This is a genomic window from Paenibacillus sabinae T27 (genome assembly GCF_000612505.1).
Classification (GTDB): domain Bacteria; phylum Bacillota; class Bacilli; order Paenibacillales; family Paenibacillaceae; genus Paenibacillus_AQ; species Paenibacillus_AQ sabinae.
In genome coordinates this window covers 2,542,649-2,567,986 of record NZ_CP004078.1, presented here as the reverse complement: position 1 = coordinate 2,567,986, position 25,338 = coordinate 2,542,649, and the positions used below count along the sequence as shown (strand labels likewise).

The following is a 25,338-nucleotide window of genomic DNA, read 5'->3' as shown; positions in this document are numbered from 1 at the left end:
GCAAGGTTAGCACAATATTTTCCAATTAACAAATAGCGAGGTGTCGAAATGTCAGGTAATGCGAAATTTATGATGCCGGGAATGAGTCTGCTGGGATCAGGAGCGCTTTTGGACGCAGGTGAAGAAATACGAAAGCTCGGTTATAAAAAAGCACTTGTCGTCACCGACAAGCCGCTCGTGGACATCGGACTTGCCGCCAAAGTCACGGATATGCTGAATCAAAATGGAATCAATTCTGCCATTTACAGCGGAACGCAGCCGAATCCCACAGTAACAAATGTACGTGAGGGCCTTAAGCTCTATACCGATTCAGAGTGTGACTGCGTCGTCTCGCTTGGAGGCGGTTCGCCGCATGACTGTGCCAAGGGAATTGCCCTGCTGGCCGGGAATGGAGGAGAAATCGGAGATTACGAGGGCGTGGACAAGTCCGCACAGCCTGCCGCTCCGCTTATTGCCATTAATACGACGGCTGGAACGGCAAGCGAGATGACGATGTTCTGTATCATCACCGACGAGGAGCGCCATATCAAGATGGCGATTGTTGACAAGCATACAACGCCGCTGATTGCGGTCAATGATCCCGACCTGATGATGGCGATGCCGAAATCCCTGACCGCCGCCACCGGCATGGACGCGCTGACGCACGCTATCGAAGCGTACGTCTCCATCAACGCGACGCCGATTACGGATGCTTGCGCAATTAAGGCGATTAACCTTATCCGGGATTATCTCATCCGGGCGGTTGACGACGGATTGGATAAGGAAGCTCGCGAGCAGATGGCATATGCCGAATTCCTTGCCGGCATGGCGTTCAACAACGCGGGTCTTGGGCTTGTCCACGCGATGGCGCATCAGCTCGGAGGCTTCTACAATTTGCCGCACGGAGTCTGTAACGCCATTCTCCTGCCGCATGTGGAGCGGTATAATTCGGCCAAAGCCGCGCCACGGCTGAAAGATGTGGCAGAGGCGCTCGGCCGGAATGTAGCCGGCGTCACTGCGGAAGAAGGCGCTTCGCTTGCGCTTGAGTCTATTGAGGTAATGGCGAAACGGGTCGGCATCCCTTCCGGACTGTCAGCGCTGGGCGTGAAACGGGAAGATTTCCCCGTGCTGGCGTCGAATGCGCTGAAAGATGCTTGCGGCGTCACCAATCCGGTCCAGGGCTCGCATGACGAGATCATGGAAATTTTCGAGCAAGCCATGTAATGAGGAAAGCAGGTATATTTGAACGAACCCATCCTCCGCAATTAGGGGGATGGGTTTTTTCCTGCCCGGTTTCGGTTATGAATTACTGGTTCCAGACCATCATGAGCAGCTTGTTAGCAAGTACCACAATTCCATATACCGCTGCCTGCCCGGGCCGGTTCATCAGATACAGCAGCAAGACCGGCGTTCCGAACATCAGAATTTCCAGCAGCAGATGAAGCGGGGCGGGCAGAGTATAAGCGGCTTTCGGTGCGCCCAGCATCCCCCAAGCGGCGGCCGCAATCAACGGCAGACCGAGACTGAACAGCGTTCGGCTCCAGCCGCTGCCTCCCATCCGGTAGCCCCATAACCCATAAACAATAAGGGCAACGATCTCCAGCAAAAAACGCAGCGTAAGGTTAAGCATTTGCATTACTCCGATCATGTTTCATCCCTCTGCTTCCCTGTTATTCAATATGATTTACCGATAAAAAAACAAAAAACTAACGGTCTTAGTTTTATAATAAACTAATACCATTAGTTTTACAATAGTGTTTTTTATAACCTCATGATCGAATTGCGCTTAATTGAACCGCCAGGCTGTGAGGCTCAGGCTGCCCCATTGGTAGCTGCGGTGCAGAAGCTCCGCTTGTCGTACCCCATCACCGCTCCCCATCGCCAGCAGCAGTGGAATGAAATGCTCGCTCGTCGGAACGGCTCGATCCGCGTAAGGCGCGAGCTCGCTATAGCGGAACAGCTCCTGCAAATCCCAGTCCTTAAGTCGCTTCTCGATCCAGGTATCGAATTCAAACGCCCATGGATCGATTGTCCCGGCTCCGGCGCCCCACTTGATCTGCCGCAGGTTGTGGACGATTCCGCCGCTGCCGATGATGAGTACGTCCTGCTCCCGCAGCTTCGCCAGCGCTTTTCCAATCTCGTACTGCTTCGCATTGTCCAGATACCGGTTCACCGACAGCGCCACCACGGGAATGTCCGCATCCGGGAAGATGAGCTTCAGCACTGCCCAGGCGCCATGGTCAAGCCCGCGGCTTGTGTCGGATACAGCTGGGATGCCTGCGTCATTCAGCAGTGACAACACCTGTTCAGTAACCGAGGCGTCTCCTGACGCTGGATAGGTCATCCGGTACATTTCCTCCGGAAATCCGGAGAAATCATAAATGGTACTGTACGTATCAACCGCGCTGACTTGCTGAACCGTATGTTCCCAGTGGGCGGAAAAGATCACAATCGCCTTTGGCTTGCGCGGAAGCGTGGCGGCAATATTTTTCAGAAAAGAAGTATACTCGTGATCTTCAATTACAAGCGACGGCGCTCCGTGCGCAAAAAAGTAAGATGGCATCATCAGCGGTTCACTCCTTCTACTCTTCAATTAATCGGTTAAACGGTCTTCCAGCAAAAAGTTCATCACGTCCCGGCGGTTCGCCCCGTTTACTTCGTGCCCGCTAGGGTAGGTCTTAAAGATGACGCGGTCGTTCAGGTTCTTGAAATAGGCCGCTGTCTCATAGCCGATCTTGACCGGGAATACGGGATCAAATTCGCCGTGCGAGATAAAAATGGACATGTTCATAATGTTGCGCTGCGGGTATTCCGTTTTTACGAAATCAGAGATATATCCGTTTAGCGCCACGATTCCCTTAATTCTTTCGCCCATAGTAAGCGCAAGCGTCATCGCAAGAATCGCCCCTTGGCTGAAGCCCAGCACATAGCGCCGCGCGGGATCAACCGCATATTTTTCCGCAGCGTATTCAATAAAAGCTTCCAGACGGCCAACCGCCCGGTCAAACATTTCTCGAATCGGATTCCCGAGGCTTCTCAGTTCATAATATTGATAGCCTTGGCCCATGGGCAGGTCGCCGCGAATCCCGATCAGAATAAACTCGTTCTTCAGCGGCTCTGCCAAACCGAGCATATCCTGCTCATTCGAGCCTTTCCCGTGAAGGGCGAACAACGCCGGATATCGCTTGCCCTCCGTATAGCCCTCCGGAAGTACAACGCTGTATTCGTATGGAATACTCATTGACTGTTAACCTTTGTTAAAAATCATGCGGTCAAGCGACCAGTCGGTCGTGCCTGCCACAGCCAGATACAGGGCGATCACGATATAGGCGATATCCAGCTCATATCCGGCAGCTTGCCCGTTCCCGAGGAGGCCAGCCGATAGCTTCGCGGTAAAGACCGCGCCAACGAGCACAATAATCAGCACAACCGACACGTAGCGTGTAAAGAGGCCCAGAATCAGCAGAACCCCGCCAATTAGCTCGATTGCTGCAACGACATAAGCCAAAAACTCTGGAAGGCCGATACTGCCGAACCAGCCCGCGACGTTACCCAGCCCCATTTGCAGCTTGCTGATCCCGTGAGCCAGAAATAAAATCCCGAGTACCACCCGCATCAAAACCGTCACCTTGTTTTTCATCAATCATGTCTCCTCTCAAAATATAAGTAATATAAATTTTTGTTTTGTGTAATTAAAGATATACAAAAGAAAGCCATTTGTCAATATTAAATATAGTTACTGACTAATAGTAATTTATTAACCGTTATTTGTACGTTTATTCAGGTGGAATAGCCTTACCGCAGCCGAAAATGATAAGATATTGGAATGACTACCCTAACATCAATCGAGGTGACCGCCTGTGGATATCGGTTCCACGATCCGCGCCATTCGCAAGCGCAAAAATATCACGATCGCCCAGATATGCGAGCAAACCGGGCTATCGCAAGGATTCATGAGCCAGGTTGAGACGAATAAAACCTCTCCTTCCATCGCTACGCTGGAAAGCATTGCCGAGGCGCTTAAAGTGCCGCTTGCTTACCTGCTGCTGAAGAAGGAAGAACGGATGCAGATCATCCGGGCGGGTGAGCGCACCCTGAGCACCAGTGGCCCGGAGCGGCTAAAAGTCTCCCATCTCGGCCGGACGAAAAATATGCGGATGGTGCTGGTAGAGCTTCCCCCCGGCGCATCCACCGGCGATGCTCCCCACGCCCATGAAGGTGAGGAGACGCATCTGGTAATGAAAGGACGAATTCTTGCCGAGCAGGGTGAGGATTCGGCAGTGCTGGAAGAAGGAGACACCTTTAGCTGGAATGCCTGCACTCCCCATAAAGTCAAGAATATCGGGGATGATACCGCTCTCGTCCTGGTTGCCGTTTACACCGAGGAGCAGACGGACTGGAGACTGATGTAGGTTACGCTTGATGCAGCTTACGCCTTGAAGCGTGAAGGATCACGGTAGAGCTTAGACGAATCTTTCAGCACTGAAGTGTAACATAGCGGATAACACCTCCCGATATAAATAAGAGTATAAAGCCCGGGAGGAATGGAAATGAAAGTCAGAAATAAATTGATCGTGCTGGTGTCGCTGCTGATTGCAGCGCTTACCTGCAGCAGTATTTTGGCTGTAACCTCAATCCGAGGAATAGCGGAAGAAGCGCAGGCTCTGCGTGAACTGAATGAACTGCAGCGGGATATGAAGCAGGTTCAATATCTGCTGGCCGGGCTGGCCAATGATGAGAGAGGATATTTGCTTACTGGCGGGGCGGAGTTCACCGTGGAAATGCAAACAAAAATGGACAGTATAAACAAGCTGCTCCATACTATGGCACCGGCTCTTGAGGCCAAATACGGCTCAGCGATGCAAGAGATCAACGGCGCTTTGGCCAAGCTGTCCCAATTGAGCGGAGAAATGGTTCGCCTGCGCGGAAGCGGCTCTGTGCAGCAGGCTGAAAGTATACATTTCGGGCAAGAGCGAAGTCTGCGGAAGCAAAATGTAAATCCTGCCGTTGAAAAAGTGGTTAAGCTTCTTGCGGATGAGGCTGCTCCGGTCGAGAGGCATATTAAAGAAAACTCAACCCGCTCTCAAATTATTTTGCTTACAGTCGCTATATTAAGCGTGATTCTCGGAACGGCCGCTTCCATCCTGCTTGTGCGAATCATTGTGAAGCCTTTGAGACTTCTTAATGATCAGATGAATGAAATCGCAGCGGGTGAAGCCGACCTTACAAGAACGATTCAGATTGCTCAAAAAGATGAATTTGGCATGCTGGCGGGAAGCTTTAACGCTTTTGTCGCATCCTTGAGAGATATTATTGGAAAAGTCGGGGAAGCCACCAACCATCTTTCTTCCGTATCGCAGCAATTCTTCGCCAGCGTCGAGCAGTCCCGTTCCACATCACAGCTTATCGCCGGGTCGATGCAGACCATTGCAGACAGAGCCTCCGAACAAAATAGTCTTGCTGCCGATAATGCAAAAGTGACGCGTGAATCACGGGACAGGATCGAGTCCATCTCTCTCCACTCCAAAGGTATGGCCTCTGCTGCGCTCCATATGAGTGAACGGGCCGGTGCCGGAGAGCAGACCCTTGCCCAAATGGGAGAGAAGATGATTGATATCACGCGCGCGGTGGACGAGGCGGATTCAAGATTAACCTTGCTTTCCGGGCAAACGGTGAAGATCGCGGAGATTTCCTCGCTGATCAACGAAATTTCCGAGCAGACCCACCTGCTTGCTCTCAACGCCTCAATTGAAGCGGCAAGAGCGGGTGAAGCGGGCCGCGGATTTAACGTAGTAGCCGGGGAGGTGAAAAAGCTGGCCGGGTACTCCGCCGAATCCGCCAAAGAGATCGGAGCACTCATCGGAAACATACGCGAGAACGCCAGTCTGGCGCTAAGCAGTATGACTGACGTCAAAGCCAGAACCGCCGAAGGGAACGAGATAACGAGCCTTGGCCTGGAGCAGTTCCAAGAGATCCTGCGTTCAATTAGCGAGGTTTCGGACAAAACGTCGGAAATCTCCGACTCGGCGCAACTGGTGCACAGCCAGTTCACCGTCGTTTCTCAATCCATGGAAACCGTGGGAGCTGGAACAAGCGACATTTCGGCGGGTACTCAAGAAATAGCCGCAGCAACCGAGGAGCAATTGGCTTCCGGTGAAGAAATGGGTGCCGCAGCTGAAGCACTAAGCAGTATGGCCGGTAAACTCCAGTTGCTGATCTCTCGCTTTAAAATCTGATGGCCGCTCCGATCAAAGCGACCATAATCCCAGCCGGAACCCCATCCGGACCGACGATATGATGGCCGATAAGATCGGCGAGCGTAAGCAGCCAGCCTCCAAGCAGCAGTGCCACAGGGATATACATCTGGTGTCGGGGACCGACCAGCGATTTGGCGATATGCGGCGCCATCAGACCGATAAAGGCGATCGCCCCCGTTACGGAAACCGCGGCCGAAGCCAGCGCCACTGCGGCGATTATGAGCCCCAGCCGTTCACGCTGCAGCCGCACTCCGACGCCAACGGTCACATGATCGCTGAGCGCCAGCAGATTCAGGACACCCGATTTGTACAGCACATAAGGAATCAGGATGACCAGCCACGGGGCCAAAGCGGATAGATACGGCCAGTCCGTGCCCCAAATATTACCCGCCAGCCATTTGGCGATAAATTCGTACTTCTGCCGGTCGGATGACGAAATGATGAAGATCATCAGTCCCGACAAGGCCATCGAGCTGCCGATCCCCATAAGCACCAGCTTGATCGGCTGCAGCCCTTCGCTTCGGCTGTAGGACAGGATATAAATTAAGGCGGCAGTCAGAAAACCGCCGGCAAATCCGACCAACGGCAGCAAATACGCGAACGATCCGGCGTCGATAGGCGCATGCAGAAAGAAGACGGCTACCGCCACGCCCGCCCCTGAATTAATGCCTACGATGCCGGGATCGCCAGATCGTTCCAGGTGACGGCTTGTAGAATGGAACCGGACAGCGCCAGGGCCATGCCGGACAGTAAGGCAATCAGCATGCGGGGAAGCCTTATGTCGAAGAGCACAAATTCATCCTTGAAGGAGCCGTGCCCCAGTATCGTAGGGATAATATGGCTGTAAGAGACGGAGGCGCTTCCGATTCCCATGCCCGCAAACAGGGTGAAGATTAGCAGCGGTGTTAGTGCAAGAAGGATTCTAGCGTTGAGACATATTTGGAATGATTATTCGGGAGGGAAATTCATGATTAATCTGACAGTTACAGCCGCTTCCGGCGATGATTTGGACCTGTTGGTGGAGCTTAACCGGCAGCTTATCGAAGATGAGAAGCACGATAATCCGATGAATACAGAACAATTGAAGGAGCGAATGAAGCTCTTTTTAGAGGGGGAATACAGAGCGTACCTGTTTACGGAATCCGGAGAGGTCAAAGGTTACGCCCTGGTGCATCACGGCAGGAAACCGCTTTATCTGAGGCAATTTTTTATTTGCCGGGACAGCAGAAGACAGGGCTACGGGCGGGCGGCATTCCCAACATTGGCAGCGTTTCTGGGAAGAGACAGACTGGACATCGATGTTCTGTGCTGGAATGAACGAGCCCGTTCTTTTTGGAAATCGCTCGGATTCAAGGAGAGAAGCATACATATGAGATTGGAACCGTGAGGTGGAAACGTATCTAGCGGCGCTTATTCATTTCAGGTTTTATTCTTCCCATAACAACGGTGTTGTAGAATTTTCCGTCGGAGAGTAACTTGTCATTCTTTAACACCCCTTCGATCTCAAAGCCGAACATCTTATACAGCTCAATCGCCTTAACATTGGTTTCCAGAACATTCAATGTCATTTTTGAAATCCCGGTGGAATCGGCCCAGGACACGGATCGCTTTAACAGATTTTTTCCAATCCCATAGCCCCAATAATCTTTCAGTATGCATATCCCGAACTCGACTTTATGGGAAAATCGTTTCAAAGTATTCCCTTCACATCTAGAAAAGCCGACGATCCGGCCTTCCGCTTCCGCAACCAGGAACAGGTTCACCCTGCTTTCGGTATCCGTTCTAATAATCTGCTTGAAACCCGGTGGATCGATGAATCCTTCGCCTTGTTCCCGGTCCAAATTTTCCGTCTCTCCGTCAATTTGTACCCGGATTTCAGATAGCCTGTGCGCATCATTGTCCAAGGCAGATCTGACCGTATAGCTTAGCCCGTTGACACGGAGCTTCTGTTCTTCTATTTTCATTTGCTTGCCCTCTCCCCTTTCCTATGGCAAAAGGATGCCCCAGCCGCATCATATGACGCTGAGACACCCTTCTAAGTTAAACAGAATATTCCTTATTTGAAAATCCCCGCGAGGGACTTTCTTTTCCAATTTTGCTGAAAAAGCGACTGTGTATGGTTCTTCAGCTGCTGAAGATCGACGGACCGGAGGTAGTCCCAGCCCAGCCACTTCATCTTCGCCTGCGCAGGCAGCGCGTTGTCCACCTCGGCACTCAGCGCCGGGAAAGAACAGGCGGCAACCTCGCGACCCAGCCGCGGACCGGTCATGTAGCGCGCAATCGGTTCAAGCTCCTGGTAACGGTCTTTGCGGACGAGCATAAACAGCGGATTGGCAATCGCGCCGTCCTCCGGCCACACGACGGATACTTTATCCGGTCTTGGACTGAACCGGGCAAACGCCCACGGCAGCACATATATCGCCGCTCCTTCAGATGAGCCGCTTCCCGCCGTTTTCGCCATTCGGGAGCCGTGCCAACCGTCCTTGATCGTAACGCCGAGCCGGCGGATGCCTTCGTCGCCATGCTCTTTATGCGTGTACATCAGCAGCAGCTCGGACACTTTTTCAGGAGAACCGATCACAATGACATTATCCTCGTATACGGGATTCATCAGGTCCGCCCACTCCCTCGGGCGCGGCAGCGAGCCGATCCGGGTCTCGTCAATCATCATCACATAAGGGTAAATACCGTACAGGGTATAAGCGCCATAAGGATCAATCAAGTCGGAAGAAAGCGAAGCGTTGATCGGCATGTCCACGGCTTGAAAGACGTTCTTGTTCAGCAGATTGTCCCGAAATTCGGCCCGAAAGAAATCGCTGAACCCACAGCCGCTCACGATTCCCGGGAAGTCTCTAACATTCTCCGCCTGCCAGACATTCCGGTAAGGGTTGCCGCTGCCGCAGTTCCGGGGCAGGTAACAATTAAAGCTTAGCCCCGTTTCCTCCCTGTAATCCGTCATCCATTCGTCAAAACAGGCCTGAAACCGCTGGCGCATCAAACAGATAGTCATTCCGAGAAAATCCAGCTCTCCCGAAGGCGGCAGCGCCCGGTCATCCTCGCCTTCATTCAACAGAGACAGCAGCGTGTCCGCCGGCTTCCCTTCACTTCCAAGCATCCGGTTGAGGTAAGCGTCCGCCCCATAGCGGCGTAACAGCTCCTCTGATGAGCCCGCATCAAAAAAATCCTTGAGCACACCCTCTTTGTCCGGATACTGTGCCAACAACTCACCCAGCTTCAAATACGTTCTGATCGCGCCCATTATATAGCCTCCTTTAGACTTGTTATGCCTCCTCTGTGATGACTTTTGTGTTTCATTCGATTTTCTTAAAATTTTTCAAAAAAGGGAATGATGGATGTCATACTCAATCCGGAAAGCAGCCAGTATAACCAATCCATATCGTTTCCCCACCTTTTTTAAATTTGGACAATCGTTCTAATTATCTCAAAACAACAGGGATCTACCCTGAAATCGACCGCAAAAACAAAGCCGCCGTCTCCCGGTACAGGCCCCGCAGCGTATCCCGGTCCATCGTGTGCACAAACGAATTGAGTCCGCCGAGCCAAGCACCAAACAGCAGGCTCAGCCGCTCCGCATCACATTGTCTGAAATCGCCGCTCGCCATTCCTTCTTCGATGATGGCCTTGTAAGCCGCCATAGGCGTTACCGCTAATCCGTACAGCGCCTGCACGGTCGACGGCTGAACGCCGGGAAGAGAGGCCAGCTCCTGCCCCGCTTTCAGCAGATCCTGCTGGTAATTGTCCATGACAAAATCGGCAATCGCATACAGCTTCTCAGGCGGAGAGGAACAAGTCATTGCGCGTTCCTGCCAGCGCTCCCCCCACTTCCGCATCGTCTGCTGCGCCAGAGCGACGAACAGTTCCTCCTTGCTCTTGAAGTGATAATATATATGTCCCTTGCTGTGCCCGGTCACCTTAGAAATATCCGCAATCGAAGTGGCGGTGTACCCTTTTCGGGAGAACAGTCCTTCGGCTTCCCTGAGCACATCCTGGCGGACACGCTCGCTGTCGTAGCTTCTCTTCGCCACGTCTCTCACCGCCCTCCACAGATATAGAACGATTGTACTAAAGTGATGATAAAAGAAATTCCGGTTCTTGGCAAGCGGGAAATACCCGCGAGGGTGGAGCACCTCTTTGCCCACCATTTTACCGGCCGGAAGTATTGCATGACACCCTCAAAGCGCGCACCTTATCCAGAGCGCGCTTTGATAAGGCGCAAGTCAGACCCATTATCCGGGCTAAATCATGAGGTAATAAATCTTCCGATCAGCATCCGTAGCTCTGCCGCCATAACGCTGATCCTCTCCGACTCCAGACTGACCTCCTTCATCGATCCGAGCTGATCCTTCGAAGAAGCCGCCACGCTGCGGAAATGTTCCGATGCCGTGCGTGATATCGCCTCCAGCTCGCCAACCGATGCCGCAAGCTCTTCGGAGGTCGCACTCATTTCCTGCGTGGAGGCGGAAATCTCCTGAAGCCGATCCGAGAGGCGGGCGATCCCGCCCGTAATATCGCCAAAGGCGCTGCCCGCTTCATTGACCAGAGACCGCCCTCTCCTCGCTTCAGCCGCTCCCTGCTCCATGATTGCCGCCAGCTCCGCCGTTCCCGTACGGATTTCTCCCGCCAGCCGCGAGCTGGCCTCAAGCGAAACCTGCGTCTGATCGGCAAGCTTACGCACCTGTTCCGCGACAACGGCAAAGCCCCGCCCGTGCTCTCCTGCCCGCGCCGCTTCGATCGAGGCATTCAGTGCAAGCAGCTGTGTCTGACCGGCAATGTCCGACATGAATGTGGAGATCCCGCCGATCTCTTCCGCATGAACCGCCAAGCTGCGGGCGGCGGCGGCCATTTCCTCCGTCATATCGGCGATTCGGTTCATCTGTTCGACGCTCCCGGCGACGGAGAGGCTGCCTTCCTGAGCCGCACCCGTTGTGCTTGCCGACAATTCCGCCGCTGCAGCGGCCGATTCGGCAATACGCTGTACGCCTGAGGCCATTTCCTCCATCGCCCGGCACATCTCCACCGTCTGCACCGCTTGCGTCTCAGCTCCGGATGCCGCTTCTTGCATCCGGCTGGAGATATCGGTACTTGCCGCTGCCGTGCGCTTCGAGTGCTCGCTCACCTCGGAAGACGACGAAAGCAGCCTCTCCGATCCATCCTTGATCCCTTCAATGACCGTCCGGGTGCCGCTAACCAGGGAGTCGAAGGCGGAAGCCAGTCTTCCGATCTCGTCTTTGCGTGTAACAGGCACATACACGGTCAGATCGCCGTCGCCGACCCGAAGCATCTCGCGCGCCAGCCTTTTCAGCGGTGTGGTTAAAAATCTTGCCAGCGCATAGACGAGGGCCAAGCTTGCAAGCAGAATTGCGGAGCCTGCAATCAGCATGATTCTCCGGGATGCAGCCATCGATTCATAGACACTCGTCGCCTCCAGATCGGCTCCTATTACACCGAGCTGCCGCCCCGCCCCGTCATAAAAAGGGACATAAGCGGATACCGTCGCCCCATACTCGTCCCTGGACAGCTCTCCAAATTCGGCCGTTCCCGCAAAAGCCTTCACCATCTCGGGATAGTCGTTGTCCTCCACGGAGCCAAGCGGAGAATAATCATCCTCCTTGGCATCGGCCGGCGCACCGTCCACCATATAGATATAAGAGGTGTTACCGCCGTCCTCGGACCGGTTCAGGGTGTATAAATATTTCAATCCATTATTCTCCCTAAATGTATTCAGCTTCTCCCGGAGTTCGGCGTAATAGGCATTCTCCCCACCCGCCTTAGCGGGAATACCACCATATTTTTCCGAATCGATAAGTTTCACTGCCCTTTCGGCAACGGCCAGCGCCTGCTGTCCCATTGACTGTTCGACGAGCCGGACGGAGGAGAGGTAAACGGTTCCCCCGAGGATCGATCCGCTGACCAGCAGCAGCACAGAGAAAAAAATAACCATACGCCACAACAAACTATTCACCTTTCCGCCGACGCCCTTCCTACTCTTAAAATATGTATTTAAAATTCAACTATTGCAGACCGTCCCGGTCTGATGGGTCTATTGTACCATCACCTCCCCTCTTGTCCCGATTCTACCAGAACATTCCTACGAAAACACTAGATTTCCGCACAAATCCAGCTGCGCTTAATCCGTCAAATGATTGGATGCCTTCCGTCTCCCATTCAGCAGAAGCAGGAGCAGGGGTGGGCCGATAACAAGCAGGGCAATCAGGCTGCTTCCGATATCACTCCAGTCTGCGGCGCCCCCGTCAAGAAACCGGTAAAAAGCATACGCCGAATAGGGAAGCGCAATGAATATGGCCGTCCAGACGCCGGGCGTGTACATTTTTAAATAAAAAGCTTGAAAGGCATGTGTGAACGAATGGAGAAAGAACAAGGAAAGCGCCGCCAGAAACGGCAGATAAACCGAAAAGAACACGGCCAGCATGGTCGAAGCCACGATAACGGAATACACGTACAGCACATCCTCGGCAAACCGGCGGGTGCTGCAGTAGAACGATGGAAGAAGAGCCTTTCGGGCAAAGGGCGGCAGTGCTTCGAGCACCCTGTCTCTATTTTTTTCGGCCCATTTCTCCACCGTCAGAATTTCCTCGAAATCATGAAACATGAATAACACGGGAAACAGCCACAGCAGGCTGACCCAATCAACCGCCGCATCCAGCCAATCCAGCATGGTTATACCTCCTTATTTTAGAATGCCCCGTAAAAATACTCTCGCGGCCTGCCGGCCAAGCTCCTCTTCGCTTCTTTCTCCGTTCAATAAATACCGGTAGGTCAGGCTTTCCACCGAGGCAACGAGCGACTCGGCTGCCACCTCCGGATCGATGTCCGGGCTGACAACTCCCCGGGACTGATTTAATTTCAGATTGGTGTACACTTGCTGCACCAGTTCGCGGCGAATCCGGTCGCCCGATGCTCCCTGCAGCGCGATTTTGGTCAAATTGATGTTCTCTCCGAGAAGCTTGAACATTCGCACCAGCGAACCGGCAGCGAAGCTTTCCACCGCTCCTTCCGGCTGTCTGCCGGCTTCTTCACCAGCATTCCCGAGCTCTAACATTCGGGTCTCGAACCGGTGCAGCAGTTCCTTAAGCATATCCTCCTTGCTTGCAAAATGCAGGTAAAACGCCGCCTGCGTCAATCCCGCGCCAGCCACGATCTGGCTCACTGTCGCCGCGTGATAGCCTTTGCCGGCAAACAAAGCCTCCGCCGACGCGATAAGCTTGTTGCGGGTTACTTCCCCTTTCCCTCCGGCCATAGCCATCCTCCTCTATTTGAATTTATATAACTAACTAGTTAGTAATATTCATAATAGCACAATTCCCCATAAGGCGAAAATGCGAAGCATTCATGCGAAGCATTCAATAGAGACACTTCTTCTTTTCGCAAATGAAGCGCGGGGTATCCGGTGCAATCAGTATTCGATAATGTGGAGGGAGCGGAGGTTTCTCAGAATTACGGGAGCAGAAAATGTCGGAATGCGGGCGTGTAAGAAGTGGACAATTGGATCAATGTGCATGTGTGAGTGTGTGGGTGTGTGGGTATGTGGGTGTGTGGGTGTGTGGGTGTGTGGGTGTGTGGGTGTGTGGGTGTAAGGAGGCGAGGGTTACTATGGCAATGAAGGCTAGAATAGCTGGGAAGTGCGTAAGGTGTATGATGGTTGTGAAGTGTGTGAGGTGTGTGTTGATTGTGAGGATTCAGGCAAGTTGCAGGAATGATAGAGATTATGGGGACAATGCTGCCGCAGGCCTCTCTCCCTAACCAGTCTGGAGCTTAATCAGAGAATTGGCCCATCCCGCAAGCAAATGCTCGAATTAACGGGAAAACCTCCCCCTTATTTTCGATAAAATGGACGTATCATCCATTTAGCGGGAAAATCTCCAGTTTATTGGCCCTTTTCCCTTCGATTTCAGCCAAAAGACCGGATTTAGAGGGAGATTTTCCCGCTCAGGCTACCATAATCCCCAGATTCCCGAAAATAAGCGGGAGGAATTCCGCCTAATTTGCAAATCAGCATCACCCCACCGCTTTGCAAATCAGCATCATTCCTCCACTTTGCAAATCAGCATCATGCCACCGCTTTGCAAATCAGCATCATGCCACCACTTTGCTGATCAGCATCATTCCTCCACTTTGCTGGCAACCTCGGAGTCGTATCCCCGAATGACTTCCATCACCAGCTCAGCATCATTTACGCCCAATTTCCTTGCCGGAACACCGGTTCGATCGTTCCATCCGGCAGCTCGCCGTCGATATCCAGCTCGGGGGACCCGATCATGAAATCGACATGCGTCAGGCTGACGTTGGCGCCTCTGGCCAGCAGTTCATCCCGGCTTAGCTTCGTCCCGCCCTCGATATTGACCGGATAAGCGCTGCCGAGCGCGAAATGGCAGGAAGCATTCTCATCGATGCCTGTGTTGTAAAAGATCCGGTTCAGCCGGGAGATCGGCGAATCATGCGGCACAAGCGCCACTTCGCCCAAGTAGGACGCGCCTTCGTCCGTATCGAGCAGCGAAACCAGATGCTCGCGGCCTGTCGAAGCGTCAAATTCCGTTACCTTGCCATCTTTGAAGGTCAGCTTGATGCCGTCCACCAGCCGTCCGTTCAGATTCAGTGGGAGCGTGCTGCTTACCATTCCATTCACTCCGGTGCGGTGCGGCATGGAGTAGACTTCCTCGGTCGGCATATTGGCGACAAAATAGACGCCCTTCTCGTTCTCGCCTCCCGCGGCCCGCCACAGATGTCCCTCCGGCAGCTCCACGCGCAGATCGGTGCCCGGAGCGCGGTAGTGCAAACTCCGGTAGCGCTTGGCGTTCAGCTTCTCCTGTCGTTCCTTCAGACGGGCGATATGCTCCCGCCAGGCGGCAACAGGATCGCCGTCCGCTTCGACGCGGTTCATCTGAAAGATCGCCTCCCACATGGCGTCAATGCGCGCTTCTTCCGGCAGGTCGGCGAATACCTTGTCCGCCCAGGCCCGGGTCGGCGCTTTGATCAGCGACCAGCTGATCCGGCTGTTGCGGGTGTAAGCCTGGTACTTCTGTCGGGCAATCGCCGCCGCTTTTACCGAAGCGGACACTTTGGCGGAATCGATGCCCTTTAGCAGTTCGGGATCGGGCACTTTGATATGCAGGATGGCTCCCCCTTCCTCGGCGAATTGCTCCAGCATATCCGCATGCCACTTCGGGTAATAGCCGAAGGAATCGTCCGGCGCTTTCTCGTAACGGATGCGGGTGATTGCTTCGTCATCCCAATCCATAATGACGTATTTAGCGCCAGCCTCGTAGGCCTTCGCGACAATCAGCCGGGTCAGTTCGGCGGTCTCCAGCGGCGCGTGAACCATCAGCACCTGCCCGGGCTGCACGTTCACCCCTACTTTGACGACCAATTCCGCATATTTTTCCAGCATTTGTTCAAAAAAAGCCATATCTGCTCATCCTCCGTTGTTCATTTTTCAACCGAATCTTACCAGTATATCACAATGGAGGCACAGCCGCGCTAAGTTCCAGAACAACCGGACAATGATCGCTGCCCATAACCGCGCACTCGATCCGAGCCTCTTCAATAGATGGAGCCAGCCTTGCGGACACGAGAAAATAGTCAATCCGCCAGCCTATATTCCGTTCCCGGACCTTCGGCATGTAGGACCACCAGGAATATGCATCCTTCACATCGGGATGCAGGTGGCGGAACGTATCGACGAACCCTGTTTCCAGCAGCTCGGTCATCTTTTGCCGCTCCTCCGGGGTAAAGCCGGAATTGCCGTTGTTGGATTTCGCATTTTTTAAATCGATCTCCTGATGAGCCACGTTCAAATCGCCGCATATCACGACCGGCTTATGCTTGTCCAGACGCTGCAAATGGGCGCGGAACCGGTCCTCCCACTCCAGCCGGTATTCCAGTCTCGACAGATCGCGCCGGGCATTGGGGCTGTAGGCATTGACTAGATAGAAGTTGTCAAATTCCAGCGTGATGACTCTCCCTTCCGTCTCCTCCTCCCCTTCCAGACCGAGGGTGACGGCCAGAGCCTCTTTTTTAGTAAACACAGCGGTACCGGAATATCCCTTCTTGACGGCGTAATTCCAATACTGGCGGTACCTCTCTCCGTGGTCGAAGGTAATTTGCCCTTCCTGGAGCTTCGTTTCCTGCACGCAGAAGATATCCGCATCGGTTTCTTCAAAAAAATCGTTAAACCCTTTGTTCACACAGGCCCTCAGCCCGTTCACGTTCCAGGATACCAGCTTCATTCTTCGTTATTCTCCTCGCTTATTCTTAATACAACCCAGTTATTCCTATCCTCCGACCGGAGGGTCGATATGTATATCCGTATCAGGACTCGTTAACGACCAGCGAGTAAAAGTGACCTGAAATCCCGCTCGGGTCGGCGCGCATAGAAAAGGTCCTGCCTGAACACTTGTCAGATATGGGAAACGGGCAACACGAACAGTTCGCCACGGTCCCTCCTTCGATCTGGCTCTGATAATGACAGCATCGTTCAGCCTGGAGGCGCGGATGGTAATCTCTCTGCCAATCCATTCGGGTACAGGCGAAAGAGACCAGTCCGAGTATGTATCCGTTACCACGGCGCCAAGATGCGGCACACCGTCGTTGATTTCAATTCCTGATTTTATCCACTGAGTCGGACTATGCCACAGCATCAATCCCGCCTGATCGTATAATCCGGAAAATCCGTCCAGCTTAAAGGCAATTTCAACGGCAAAAGGTTCATCCCACGAGGCCAGTAGTGCATGACCATTATCATGCTGGAAACCGTACATCGTTTGCTGCCAGTAATCGCTTTGTTCAACGGCTTGAACGATAAGCCGATCTCCTTCAGTACGGCTGGATTCCGGTTCGTTGGTCCAGGAACCACTTGACCAGTCTATCTTTTTGGAGGTCATTTCGCATCATCCTTTGCCTTTTTTCTTATAAGAATAGCAGTTTGCCGATGTGTCTTTCAATGTCGCGTCCCGAAGAAGGCCTCTTACGCCTATCGGTTTCTTACTTTTTAAGACTGCTCATGATAGAATGACTTGATGGACCAGACTTTTGTAACGAATATCCATACATACTGCACTAGTGAGGTAAAAAAACATCCATGAACGCACCACAGCTATTAAGAGGTTTTAACTTTCTGTACTTTGCCCTGCTGGCGATCTTCATTCCATTTCTTCCGGTCTACCTGGCCGGTCAGGGTCTGAACCCCGGACAAATCGGATTCATCGTTGGCACCGGCGGCTTTGTGACGATTATCTCCCAACCACTATGGGGAATGATCAGCGATAGGACCAAGACGATCCGCAAGGTTCTGCTGCTGCTCCTGCTTTTTGCGGGCGTACTCGGGTATTCGCTTTACGCTTCAGACCGCTTTATCCCGCTGATTTCGTTCGCCATGCTGCTCTACTTCTTCCTGATGCCGATTGATCCGCTGACGGAGAGCCTGAATTTCCGGGTTGCCGAGGTCCATGGCGTAAGCTACGGGTCCATCCGTACCTACGGCGCGCTCGGTTATGCGGTGATGTCGCTGCTGGCCGGATACGTCATGTCGTATTTCGGCGGACATGTTCTCGCGCCGCTCTTCGCAGGCATCGTGCTGCTGAGCTTTGTAACCACCTGGGCCATGCCAGACGCGCCTGTATCAGGCAAACCGGTTACTCTCGGCAGTCTGAAGGCTTTTTTGGGTAATAAGGAGACGGTTCTGTTCCTCGTTCTCGTGCTGATCAGCTCGGTTCCCGCCCGGATGAACGATACGTTCCTTGGGGTCTATATTTCCGAGCTTGGCGGCAAGCCGGAGCTTGTCGGACAAGCGTGGTTCCTTGCGGCAGGCAGCGAAATCCTCGTGTTCGCCCTAAGCTTCTGGTGGCTTCGCAAAGGTCAAGAGCTGATGATCATTTCGATTTCCGGCTTTTTCTACTTCCTGCGCTTCTTTCTGTCCGTCTGGCTCACTGATCCGCAGCAGCTTGTGTTTCTGCAATTTTTGCAGATCCTGACCTTCCCGGTCTTCTACTCCGCCGCGATTCAATACTTGTACAGCATTGTACCCGCGGAATGGCGGGCGACGGGACAAACCGTACTCGCTCTGCTGTTCTTCGGAATATCGGGTATTGTCGCTTCCTATGCGGGCGGCGCGCTGTATAACGCCTTCGGCGGGAAGTCGCTGTATGTCTGCATCTCGGGCATGTCGTTTGCCGGGTTCGTCTTCGGCCTTATTTTATACCGCTTATCCCGAAAGGAGCGAAACGTATGAAAGAACCATTGAAGCAGCTGGTCCGGGAACTGGAAAATGCGCAGGACCCGGAAGCGGCGGCGACCATGAGCGCGTATATGCGGGATCAATTCCCTTATTTGGGTGTACGGACTCCCGTAAGAAGACAGCTCTTGAAAGCCTTTCTCAAGGAACATCCCCCGGTTAAGGAATGGGTTCCCCTGCTGTGGGAAAAGCCCGAAAGGGAGTATCAATACTGCGGTGTGGATATCGCAGAGTCCCTGCGAAAAAAGCTGGAGCCATCCGACATCGGCATGATTGAAGCCTGCATCGTCTCCCGTTCGTGGTGGGACACCGTCGATCTTCTGGCGGCCAATGCCGCCGGGTTTCTGCTGCGCAAATATCCGGAGCTTAAGACGGAGTACGCTGAGAAGTGGCTGCAATCGGACAACATGTGGCTAAACCGCACGGCCATCCTCTTCCAGCTCCACTATAAGGAAGCGACGGATGAAGCGCTGCTGTACCGCTATATCCGTGAACATGCATCGTCCGGAGAATTTTTTATCCAAAAAGCGATCGGCTGGGCACTAAGGGAATATTCCAAGACGAACCCGGCATCGGTCACGGCGTTTATCGAGCAAGAGGAACTGAAGCCGCTGAGCAGGAGAGAAGGACTGAAATGGCTGATGCGGTCCGGCAAAATGCAATAGAGCTCTCCCCGGTTGGGGAGAGCTCTAGCTTTGAACGAACAAGCAAATTCGGCACTGAACGACCTATTTTTTATGGATAGATATATACGCCGGAGCCGAGAAAATCTGTAGTCAAATCGAACTTGGCTTCCAGCACATCCATGTTGATCCACGCCGTACCTTGTTTGACCATGGTTTCGCCCGCTTTGATTGCGGCCAGCTTACCGTCGGTAACGACCACGATCTGCTTCTTGGCGCCGTCCCATGTCACTTTGGAACCGAGGCTTTCCATGACGCCCCGCAGAGGAAGCCATACCTTCCCGCTTTTGTACTCTCCTTGAAGACCTACAACCTCTTTACCGTCCGCGTACACCTGAAGCTTGTCCGAGAATGTGACGCCGCTCTCGATTTTTTTGATAACCTCAATCACAAATTCAGAGCAGTAATCACTGGAAACCGGAGCGAAATCCTCTCCGTACAGTTCGGAATTGGACAATACCCGGATGCCAAGGAAAGGAACGTTGAATGTTCTGGCTACATCTGCCACCGACGCGGTCTCCATCTCTTCCGCGCTTGTGCCTAGCGTATTGTGCAGCTGGTTAATGCGGTCGATTTCCTTGTTCCACGCATCCGAAGTGCCGATAACGCCAGATACGACTTTGCCGTGCTTATACTGATCGGCCAAGCTCATTGCCGTCTTGTACAGCTCGGGGTCCGGCTCGAGGGGTTTGGGCATGACCTTCCAGCTGCCGGTGTCGATTCCCGCTCCCGCATCTCGATGCGGAGATTCGATCCAGCTGTAATTGATCGCTTTGGCGCCAACCACAATATCGAACTGATGTAGCGCGGGGTCGTGACCGCCGGCGGTTCCCTGGTTAATGATCGCTTTCGGATGATATTTCTCGATTAAGAGCGTTGTCGAAGCCGCGGCATTGACCATGCCGATATTCGTCTTGGAGACGACAACCGGAACACCCTCGATGGTGCCGGAATAAAATTGATACGATCCGAAGGTCTCCGTCTTGTACTCGCCCATTTGCTTCAGAAAATAGGCGACTTCCATGTCCATTGCACCCTGTACGGCGATTGGACGGACTTCCTTGACCTCAGCGGCGCTTACCTGCAAAGGCATCAGAAGAAGCAGTAAGGCAACACTCCATAATAACCATTTTTTCAACTGCGATCACCTCGTCGTAAAATTTTGGCTTGGCTGCTTTTACACAAGATAATCGCATGATAGATTAGCGTCAATTGCTTGACATGATTTATGTCATACTGCACAAAATATTGGAATGTTTTTGTAATTCGCTAATAAACTTTTCGGAGAAAAAATGGTTAATTATCATGAGTATGTTATATTTATTCACCTAAAGGAGAGAAAAAATCGGCATTGCCTTACACGTGAATATTCGCTTCAATGGACTATGCCCGGGCCTTAACGACCAGCTCCACATCCTCCAAAGGCTGATTCAGGACAACCGTCAGTTCGCGGGCGGCGCTGTCGAAATGCCATCCCTCCGCGAGCGTCTCCAGTTCATCCCGGTCCGCCGCCTCTTTGCCGAAATCCTGAAGATATCCCGCAAACGGGAGATGCTTGAACGTGAGCGTCCATCGCTTCCAACCTTCGCCGTAGCCTGTCCATTCCGGATGAACGGTGAATTTGACGGTTCCCTCCGTCCCTTCAACTCTCAAGCGGTACAGATTATACGCCTTGTCCTTGTAGGCAAACGTCGCGCCGTCGTCATCGTACAGGTCAAATGCGCCTTCGCCGTTCTCCGGTGTATAAATATCCAGGAACAGCTCCGAGGGGCGTTCAAATTCGGCGGACAGGGCCGGTGCCGTGCGCGGGATAATCGCTCCCTCTTTAACGTACAGCGGCAGCGTATCGAGCGGGGCATGAGCCATGAAATGACGGCCGCCCTCTCTTTTCTCCCCGGTCTTGTAGTCGAACCAGTTCCCCTCAGGCAGATAGACGACACGATGGAACGTATCGGGACGATAGACGGGAGCCGCAAGTATTTGATCTCCCAGCAGGAATTGGTCGCAAAGGTTGGCGACATTCGGATCTTCCGGATATTCCAGAAGCAGCGGCCGGATGATCGGCATCCCCGTTTCGGCGGATTCCCGGAATAACGAATACAGCAGCGGCATCAAGGAATAGCGCAGGCTAATATACTCCCTGCAAATATTCTCTACCTCGGGCCCGAACGACCACGGCTCCTGACGGACGGTTTCCAGCATGCTGTGGTTCCGACAGAACGGGAACAGCGCGCCCATCTGCGTCCACCGCGCCAGCAGCTCGCCCGTTGTATGATGTCCGAACCCGCCGATATCGGGACCCGAGAAGGAGACGCCGGACAGCCCGAGGTTCAGCACCATTGGCATCGCAAGCGCCATATGCTCCCAGAAGCTGCGGTTATCACCCGTCCAGACCGCCGCATAGCGCTGAATCCCGGCGTAGCCAGCGCGCGAAAGCACGAACGGCCGGCGGCCATTCAAGTTCCGGGTCATGCCCTCGGCGGTCGCTTTGGACATCAGCATGCCATACAGATTGTGAATTTCGGCATGCGTAGCGGGATTACCGTCGTACCGGTGCAGCGTGTCCGGGTCGATCGTCTTGTTCTCGTTAAACACCGAGGGCTCGTTCATATCGTTCCAGATGCCCTCAATGCCCATATCCGTAAAGAAGCGGTGAAGGTCTCCCCACCATTCTCTGGCCTTGGCATCCGAGAAATCGGGGAACACGCTAGGCCCCGGCCACACCGGACCGACAAACGGCGACCCGTCCGGTTTCAGGCAGAAGAGGTCCGAATCCGTCCCCTCTTGATAAACACGGTAATCCGGGTCCAGCTTCACACCGGGATCAACAATCGGGACGATTCGGATGCCCATCGTTTTCAGTTCTTCGATCATCGCTTTCGGATCGGGGAACCGGGCCGGATCGAAGGTAAAGACGCGGTATTCGTTCATATAATGGATGTCTAGGTGAATGACATCGCACGGAATTTCCTTTTCGCGGAAGGTGCGGGCCATTTCCATGACCTCATCCTGATCCATGTAGCTGTAACGGGACTGATGATAGCCGATGGACCACTGAGGCGGAAGCTGGATGCGTCCGGTGAGGGCGGTGTATCTCATGACCACATCTTTCAATTGCGGACCCGGAATCACATAATAGTCCAATCCGGTGGTATCCGCTTGAACCGTGAATGCTTCGCTCGAGGTGCGCATATCGAACACCGATTTCCCCGGATTATCCAGAAAGATACCGTAAGAGCACTCCGGCTCATTGACGATCAGAAAAGGAATCGATTGGTACAACGCTTCGATTTCCGGCACATGCGGGGAGAAGTTATCGGAGTTCCACATTTCGTAACGCTCGCCCCGCTTGTCCAGGAAGCCCGTCTTCTCGCCCAGTCCGTAGTAATGGACATTCTCGGTTGCCCGGAACAAGGCGATTGCGGATTTCTTTTCGTTCCACGCCATCATCGGATTACGAGCCCATATGCGGCCGGAGCTATCCTTAAACCTGAGGCTGCCGTCTTCTTTCACAACCTCTATCGTGATCTCATCCGTTTCAACAAGGTAAGCGAGCCCGATATCGGCAACCAGCAGTTCCGTTTCTGCGGCTCCGGCCCCGGATTCCCCCTCCACAATCGCCGGTGTCGTCTTCATGTTGATCTCTTCATCCGGAGCGGCGTCGGCGAACAGCCTGATGCGGACCGCACCCGCGCGGGCCTTGCTTACGGCAAGCTTGCCGTTGTCGCAGGTGAAGATCACTTGGCCGGCTTCTTGCTCTATTTTGATAACCCGTCCCAACGTCAGGGTGAATGAGGCTGCGTAATCGGAATGCAGCTTGTCCGGACTGATTTGTTCGCTTGTTAGCATGACTTGTTCCTCCTGAACGTTCGTTTGGCTTTTTTCATAGAAATGTTCGTTAACCCTTGTCGGCTCCTGCCGTCAATCCCTCTACAAGGAAGCGCTGCATCAGAATAAACAGGATGGTCACCGGAACGGCGGCCAGTACGCAACCTGCGGCAAACGTTGTAAATTCAGTAGAAAAGCGGTCGCCGATCATATCGAACAGGCCGACGGCAAGGGTCTTCTTCTCTGGCGAACGCAGCACCAGCTTTGCAAAAATAAAGTCGGTGAACGCGCCGGTGAACGTCATCAGCGATGTAAACACGATGAGCGGCGTTGACAGCGGAAGCACGATGCGGAAGAAAATCGGCATATGCCCAGCTCCGTCAATCCGCGCGGCTTCGACAAGACTCTTCGGAATGGTGTCGAAGTAGCTTTTGGCGAACAGAAAGTACAGCGGCGCTCCCGCGGCATACACGATGACGACGGCGGTGTGCGTGTTGAGCAGATTCATCTGATTGAGCAAAATATAAATCGCAATCATGCTCATAAAGCCGGGAAAGAGTCCGAGCACAAGAAGAATGCTCATCAAATTTTTACGCCCGGCAAACCGGAATACCGAGAAAGCATATCCTGTCAGAAGCGTAAGAATCGTACCGAGAATCATGCTGGCGATGGAGATCTTCATCGTGTTCCCGTACCAGACGCCAAAGGGATGCTTATCGAACAGCGTAGTATAATGGCTGAACGTATACGAAGTCGGAATGATCTTATCGCTGAACAGCGCGTCCCCCGTACGGAAAGAAGACATCAGCACCCAAAGGGCCGGATAGGCGCAGAAAATTGTCAGAATAACGAGCGCGATATAACTGAAAGACAGACGGAAGGCCGTTTTCGCTTTTTTACCGGTGATCATGACGCCTCCTCCTCCTTGAACGCTTTCGTGCGGCGGACATTCCAGATTGCGAATGCGGAGAGCACAATGAAGATAAAGATTCCGATTACCGAAGCGTAGTTGTATTTGCCCTGCTCCATGGACAGCTTGAACAGCCACGTAATCAGGATATCGGTATGGCCGGCAAACTGGAAATCTCCGTTGAGCGGCTTGCCGTTCGTCAGCAGATATACAATGTTGAAGTTGTTGATGTTGCCGACAAACTGCATGATGATCAGCGGCGCCATCGAGAACATGACCATCGGGAATGTAATCAGCCGCGTCTTCTGGAAGCCGCTCGCCCCGTCGATATCAGCCGCTTCATACATATCTTTCGGTATGGTGGACAGAATGCCGATAATCATCAGCATGGAGACCGGGAAGGTCAGCCAGAAGTTGGCCAGAATCAGCGTGATTTTCGCCCACAGAGGGTCGGACAGCCACGGCGCCTTGGAAATACCGAGCATTCCCAGATACTGATTCACAGGACCGAATTGGCCATTAAAAATGTTTCGCAGGATCAGAGTGGACACGAACATCGGGATAGCAAAAGGCAGTATAAAAGCCGTCCGCCAGAACGCTCTGAACCGGATTCCCTTCTGCTGAACGAGCAGGGCCGCGGCGAATCCGCCGAAATATCCGGTAACTGTTGCAAAAAACGCCCAGACAAACGTCCAGATCGTGACGCTGTAAAAGGTATGGCTCCAGGAGCTGTTGCGCAAAAGCTCCTTGAACGCCTGAAGCCCTTCCCAATTAATCAGATGCGCTGGAGGCATCGTATCTCGTGTAAAGTCGGTAAAAGCGACCAGGATCATGAAAATAATCGGCATTACCGTAAAAAACACGACGCCCAGCAGCGGAATCGCCAGCACGATATGCGGGAAGCGGTAAGCCGCCACAAAGCTGAGTGTCTGCTTGAATGTATTGGGCTGTATGCCTTCTTCCCGCAGTTTGCCGGTGCGGTATGCATCTTTAATGCTTGCGATGTACATCCAAATCAGCACCAGCATGATGAATACCGTGATAAGGCCCTCGATCATCAGAAAAATCGAATGGTCGCCCATCACCTGCTTGTACAGCCTTCCGACCTTCTTCAGGTGGGTTTCCGTTTCGCCAAGCGTCGCCAGCGCCCAAAGCGCATGGGGCAGACTCGTAATGGCCGTAAATATCCCATAAGCATAAAAGGCCAGCAAAAGAATTCCTTTGGTGTACTGCTTGTTATAAATCTGCCCAAGCCCCATGGCGAGAGCCGATAGCAGGGCCGCCTTCTTTCTGAACTTTCTGGAATGTTCGGGATACTCACGCTCAACTGCCAGCTGCTGCATCTCCTTTCAGCTCCCATCATAAGGAAGGATCACCCGGGAAGGCCCGAATGATCTCCACTTTTTTTTCATA

Annotated in this window: 23 protein-coding genes and 1 pseudogene; 6 read left to right on the top strand and 18 right to left on the bottom strand. The window is 53.1% G+C overall.

The window, feature by feature from the left end:
* Window positions 1-48 precede the first annotated feature (48 nt).
* On the top strand, window positions 49-1,203 hold the full coding sequence (gene yiaY, locus PSAB_RS11795; RefSeq protein WP_025334786.1) for an L-threonine dehydrogenase: 1,155 nt from the start codon (window positions 49-51) through the stop codon (window positions 1,201-1,203).
* Between the two features lie 82 nt (window positions 1,204-1,285).
* On the opposite strand, the gene PSAB_RS11790 is transcribed toward yiaY, so the two are convergent.
* From PSAB_RS11790 to PSAB_RS11775, 4 genes are all read right to left on the bottom strand, one after another.
* Window positions 1,286-1,627, bottom strand: a complete 342-nt coding sequence (locus PSAB_RS11790) for a YrdB family protein (RefSeq protein WP_025334785.1) — start codon at window positions 1,625-1,627, stop codon at window positions 1,286-1,288.
* 138 nt (window positions 1,628-1,765) lie between these two features.
* The gene (locus PSAB_RS11785; protein WP_025334784.1) at window positions 1,766-2,545 is read right to left on the bottom strand and encodes a DODA-type extradiol aromatic ring-opening family dioxygenase; all 780 of its coding nucleotides are present in this window, start codon (window positions 2,543-2,545) and stop codon (window positions 1,766-1,768) included.
* Window positions 2,546-2,572: 27 nt separating this feature from the next.
* Window positions 2,573-3,220 carry an alpha/beta hydrolase gene (locus PSAB_RS11780; protein WP_025334783.1) on the bottom strand — a complete coding sequence of 216 codons (648 nt, stop codon included), beginning with the start codon at window positions 3,218-3,220 and terminating at the stop codon, window positions 2,573-2,575.
* Between the two features lie 6 nt (window positions 3,221-3,226).
* Entirely contained in the window at window positions 3,227-3,619 is a 393-nt protein-coding gene (locus PSAB_RS11775) for a DoxX family protein (RefSeq protein ID WP_025334782.1), read from the bottom strand.
* A 220-nt stretch (window positions 3,620-3,839) separates the two neighbouring features.
* Here PSAB_RS11775 and PSAB_RS11770 point away from each other — a divergent pair, with 220 nt between their 5' ends.
* Entirely contained in the window at window positions 3,840-4,391 is a 552-nt protein-coding gene (locus PSAB_RS11770; protein WP_025334781.1) for a helix-turn-helix domain-containing protein, read from the top strand.
* 138 nt (window positions 4,392-4,529) lie between these two features.
* On the top strand, window positions 4,530-6,215 hold the full coding sequence (locus PSAB_RS11765) for a methyl-accepting chemotaxis protein (protein ID WP_025334780.1): 1,686 nt from the start codon (window positions 4,530-4,532) through the stop codon (window positions 6,213-6,215).
* Here PSAB_RS11765 and PSAB_RS11760 read toward each other — a convergent pair.
* Window positions 6,205-7,175: pseudogene (locus tag PSAB_RS11760) on the bottom strand (FecCD family ABC transporter permease). The gene PSAB_RS11765 and the pseudogene PSAB_RS11760 sit on opposite strands and share 11 nt — an antisense overlap.
* Before the next feature lie 28 nt (window positions 7,176-7,203).
* On the opposite strand from PSAB_RS11760, the gene PSAB_RS11755 reads away from it, so the two are divergent.
* Window positions 7,204-7,623, top strand: a complete 420-nt coding sequence (locus tag PSAB_RS11755; RefSeq protein WP_025334779.1) for a GNAT family N-acetyltransferase — start codon at window positions 7,204-7,206, stop codon at window positions 7,621-7,623.
* A gap of 13 nt (window positions 7,624-7,636) precedes the next feature.
* Here PSAB_RS11755 and PSAB_RS11750 read toward each other — a convergent pair whose 3' ends face one another.
* The 9 genes from PSAB_RS11750 to PSAB_RS11710 form a co-directional block, all read right to left on the bottom strand.
* A complete protein-coding gene (locus PSAB_RS11750) occupies window positions 7,637-8,200 on the bottom strand; it encodes a GNAT family N-acetyltransferase (RefSeq protein ID WP_025334778.1) in 564 nt (187 codons plus the stop codon).
* 92 nt (window positions 8,201-8,292) lie between these two features.
* Window positions 8,293-9,495 (bottom strand): ABC transporter substrate-binding protein, encoded by a 1,203-nt coding sequence (locus PSAB_RS11745; RefSeq protein ID WP_025334777.1) that lies wholly within the window; start codon window positions 9,493-9,495, stop codon window positions 8,293-8,295.
* A gap of 199 nt (window positions 9,496-9,694) precedes the next feature.
* Window positions 9,695-10,282 carry a TetR/AcrR family transcriptional regulator gene (locus PSAB_RS11740; RefSeq protein WP_025334776.1) on the bottom strand — a complete coding sequence of 196 codons (588 nt, stop codon included), beginning with the start codon at window positions 10,280-10,282 and terminating at the stop codon, window positions 9,695-9,697.
* 215 nt (window positions 10,283-10,497) lie between these two features.
* Complete coding sequence (locus PSAB_RS11735; RefSeq protein WP_025334775.1) at window positions 10,498-12,219, bottom strand: methyl-accepting chemotaxis protein; 1,722 nt, start codon at window positions 12,217-12,219, stop codon at window positions 10,498-10,500.
* A gap of 165 nt (window positions 12,220-12,384) precedes the next feature.
* Window positions 12,385-12,933, bottom strand: coding sequence for an HXXEE domain-containing protein (locus PSAB_RS11730; protein ID WP_025334774.1), 549 nt, complete (start codon window positions 12,931-12,933; stop codon window positions 12,385-12,387).
* Between the two features lie 12 nt (window positions 12,934-12,945).
* Window positions 12,946-13,515 carry a TetR/AcrR family transcriptional regulator gene (locus PSAB_RS11725; protein WP_025334773.1) on the bottom strand — a complete coding sequence of 190 codons (570 nt, stop codon included), beginning with the start codon at window positions 13,513-13,515 and terminating at the stop codon, window positions 12,946-12,948.
* A 933-nt stretch (window positions 13,516-14,448) separates the two neighbouring features.
* Complete coding sequence (locus tag PSAB_RS11720) at window positions 14,449-15,681, bottom strand: aminopeptidase (RefSeq protein ID WP_025334772.1); 1,233 nt, start codon at window positions 15,679-15,681, stop codon at window positions 14,449-14,451.
* A gap of 49 nt (window positions 15,682-15,730) precedes the next feature.
* Window positions 15,731-16,501 (bottom strand): exodeoxyribonuclease III, encoded by a 771-nt coding sequence (locus PSAB_RS11715; RefSeq protein ID WP_025334771.1) that lies wholly within the window; start codon window positions 16,499-16,501, stop codon window positions 15,731-15,733.
* Window positions 16,502-16,546: 45 nt separating this feature from the next.
* Entirely contained in the window at window positions 16,547-17,155 is a 609-nt protein-coding gene (locus tag PSAB_RS11710; protein WP_025334770.1) for a DUF1349 domain-containing protein, read from the bottom strand.
* 197 nt (window positions 17,156-17,352) lie between these two features.
* Here PSAB_RS11710 and PSAB_RS11705 point away from each other — a divergent pair, with 197 nt between their 5' ends.
* Together PSAB_RS11705 and PSAB_RS11700 are read left to right on the top strand one after the other, a co-directional pair.
* Window positions 17,353-18,501 carry an MFS transporter gene (locus PSAB_RS11705; protein ID WP_025334769.1) on the top strand — a complete coding sequence of 383 codons (1,149 nt, stop codon included), beginning with the start codon at window positions 17,353-17,355 and terminating at the stop codon, window positions 18,499-18,501.
* A complete protein-coding gene (locus tag PSAB_RS11700; protein ID WP_025334768.1) occupies window positions 18,498-19,169 on the top strand; it encodes a DNA alkylation repair protein in 672 nt (223 codons plus the stop codon). Before PSAB_RS11705 ends, PSAB_RS11700 begins: the two co-directional genes overlap by 4 nt.
* A 70-nt stretch (window positions 19,170-19,239) precedes the next feature.
* On the opposite strand, the gene mtnN is transcribed toward PSAB_RS11700, so the two are convergent.
* From mtnN to PSAB_RS11680, 4 genes are all read right to left on the bottom strand, one after another.
* On the bottom strand, window positions 19,240-20,325 hold the full coding sequence (mtnN, locus tag PSAB_RS11695; RefSeq protein ID WP_025334767.1) for a 5'-methylthioadenosine/S-adenosylhomocysteine nucleosidase: 1,086 nt from the start codon (window positions 20,323-20,325) through the stop codon (window positions 19,240-19,242).
* 245 nt (window positions 20,326-20,570) lie between these two features.
* A complete protein-coding gene (locus PSAB_RS11690; protein WP_025334766.1) occupies window positions 20,571-23,036 on the bottom strand; it encodes a glycoside hydrolase family 31 protein in 2,466 nt (821 codons plus the stop codon).
* Between the two features lie 49 nt (window positions 23,037-23,085).
* Window positions 23,086-23,925, bottom strand: coding sequence for a sugar ABC transporter permease (locus PSAB_RS11685; RefSeq protein ID WP_025334765.1), 840 nt, complete (start codon window positions 23,923-23,925; stop codon window positions 23,086-23,088).
* On the bottom strand, window positions 23,922-25,268 hold the full coding sequence (locus PSAB_RS11680) for a sugar ABC transporter permease (RefSeq protein WP_025334764.1): 1,347 nt from the start codon (window positions 25,266-25,268) through the stop codon (window positions 23,922-23,924). The genes PSAB_RS11685 and PSAB_RS11680 overlap by 4 nt, the downstream gene beginning before the upstream one ends.
* Between the last annotated feature and the right edge of the window lie 70 nt (window positions 25,269-25,338).

Bases quoted from the DNA above. Each gene is read 5' to 3' on its own strand.
- yiaY (WP_025334786.1), top strand. From the start codon at position 49: ATGTCAGGTAATGCGAAATTTATGATGCCGGGAATGAGTCTGCTGGGA.
- PSAB_RS11790 (WP_025334785.1), bottom strand. From the start codon at position 1,627: ATGATCGGAGTAATGCAAATGCTTAACCTTACGCTGCGTTTTTTGCTG.
- PSAB_RS11785 (WP_025334784.1), bottom strand. From the start codon at position 2,545: ATGATGCCATCTTACTTTTTTGCGCACGGAGCGCCGTCGCTTGTAATT.
- PSAB_RS11780 (WP_025334783.1), bottom strand. From the start codon at position 3,220: ATGAGTATTCCATACGAATACAGCGTTGTACTTCCGGAGGGCTATACG.
- PSAB_RS11775 (WP_025334782.1), bottom strand. From the start codon at position 3,619: ATGAAAAACAAGGTGACGGTTTTGATGCGGGTGGTACTCGGGATTTTA.
- PSAB_RS11765 (WP_025334780.1), top strand. From the start codon at position 4,530: ATGAAAGTCAGAAATAAATTGATCGTGCTGGTGTCGCTGCTGATTGCA.
- PSAB_RS11755 (WP_025334779.1), top strand. From the start codon at position 7,204: ATGATTAATCTGACAGTTACAGCCGCTTCCGGCGATGATTTGGACCTG.
- PSAB_RS11750 (WP_025334778.1), bottom strand. From the start codon at position 8,200: ATGAAAATAGAAGAACAGAAGCTCCGTGTCAACGGGCTAAGCTATACG.
- PSAB_RS11745 (WP_025334777.1), bottom strand. From the start codon at position 9,495: ATGGGCGCGATCAGAACGTATTTGAAGCTGGGTGAGTTGTTGGCACAG.
- PSAB_RS11730 (WP_025334774.1), bottom strand. From the start codon at position 12,933: ATGCTGGATTGGCTGGATGCGGCGGTTGATTGGGTCAGCCTGCTGTGG.
- PSAB_RS11725 (WP_025334773.1), bottom strand. From the start codon at position 13,515: ATGGCCGGAGGGAAAGGGGAAGTAACCCGCAACAAGCTTATCGCGTCG.
- PSAB_RS11720 (WP_025334772.1), bottom strand. From the start codon at position 15,681: ATGGCTTTTTTTGAACAAATGCTGGAAAAATATGCGGAATTGGTCGTC.
- PSAB_RS11715 (WP_025334771.1), bottom strand. From the start codon at position 16,501: ATGAAGCTGGTATCCTGGAACGTGAACGGGCTGAGGGCCTGTGTGAAC.
- PSAB_RS11710 (WP_025334770.1), bottom strand. From the start codon at position 17,155: ATGACCTCCAAAAAGATAGACTGGTCAAGTGGTTCCTGGACCAACGAA.
- PSAB_RS11705 (WP_025334769.1), top strand. From the start codon at position 17,353: ATGAACGCACCACAGCTATTAAGAGGTTTTAACTTTCTGTACTTTGCC.
- PSAB_RS11700 (WP_025334768.1), top strand. From the start codon at position 18,498: ATGAAAGAACCATTGAAGCAGCTGGTCCGGGAACTGGAAAATGCGCAG.
- PSAB_RS11690 (WP_025334766.1), bottom strand. From the start codon at position 23,036: ATGCTAACAAGCGAACAAATCAGTCCGGACAAGCTGCATTCCGATTAC.
- PSAB_RS11685 (WP_025334765.1), bottom strand. From the start codon at position 23,925: ATGATCACCGGTAAAAAAGCGAAAACGGCCTTCCGTCTGTCTTTCAGT.
- PSAB_RS11680 (WP_025334764.1), bottom strand. From the start codon at position 25,268: ATGCAGCAGCTGGCAGTTGAGCGTGAGTATCCCGAACATTCCAGAAAG.